Source organism: Agrobacterium sp. MCAB5 (genome assembly GCF_052114365.1).
GTDB classification, from domain to species: Bacteria; Pseudomonadota; Alphaproteobacteria; order Rhizobiales; family Rhizobiaceae; genus Agrobacterium; species Agrobacterium tumefaciens.
The window spans coordinates 1-795 of the sequence record NZ_JBFREP010000076.1 but is presented as its reverse complement, the minus strand read 5'-3'; the positions used below and the strand labels follow the sequence as shown (position 1 = coordinate 795).

Sequence of the window (795 nt, the reverse complement as noted above, 5' to 3'; positions counted from 1 at the left end):
GCTCAGGGCAAATTTCAGCATGGTCAGTATCCGCCAGTCATTCTCACTGGGTTTTCTCAACACCCCAGAAGCGGGCGAACCCCTGCCAGGTGCGATATCCCTTTACCTTCGGGCCGGACACGCCGACATCGAGACCGTTGGCGAGCATGACCAAAGGTGCCTGCTCCAGAAAACGGGTATGCAGGTCATCAAAGATCGCCTGACGTTTTGCCTGATCGGTTTCCTGCAGCGCCTGATTGACGAGTTTGCTAACATCAGCATCATCCCAGACAGCATTGGCCTTCTTGGCTTTCGAACCGACAACCGTCTGATAGGCGAGCGCCGGCTCGGTGCGGTTGGAATAATTGAATGCCATGATCTGGTATTTACCGCTATTGAAGCGGTCGAGTTGGCTTGCCCATTCAAGTACTTCGATTTCCGCATTGATACCGGCAGACTGCAACATGGCCTGCGCGATGATTGCGGTATCATAGTTGATGGCCGAGCGACGGTTGGTGAGAATGTTGATCTTCTCGCCTTTGTAACCGGCCTTGGCCACGTGTGCCTTCACGGCATCAGGGTCATAACTGTAACCCTTGTCATGTGCCGCCGTATGATAAAGCGAGCCGGACGCAACGAGCGAATTGTTGGGAACACCCAGCCCGTAGGTTACGGAATCAACGATCTGCGGTGTATCCAGCGCGGCAATGACAGCCTGACGCATTGCAACCTTCGACATCAACGGATCGGCGGTCTGGAACAGCATGGTCACGAGGCCACCGTGAGGAGCCGCAACAATGTTGAAGTCCTTTTCGT

At 54.6% G+C, this 795-nt stretch carries 1 protein-coding gene; it reads right to left on the bottom strand.

What is annotated here, in order from left to right; all coding sequences use genetic code 11:
* Nucleotides 1–43: 43 nt before the first annotated feature.
* The coding region (locus tag AB4Z23_RS27385; RefSeq protein ID WP_441361174.1) for an ABC transporter substrate-binding protein at nucleotides 44–795 on the bottom strand (752 nt) is incomplete at its 5' end.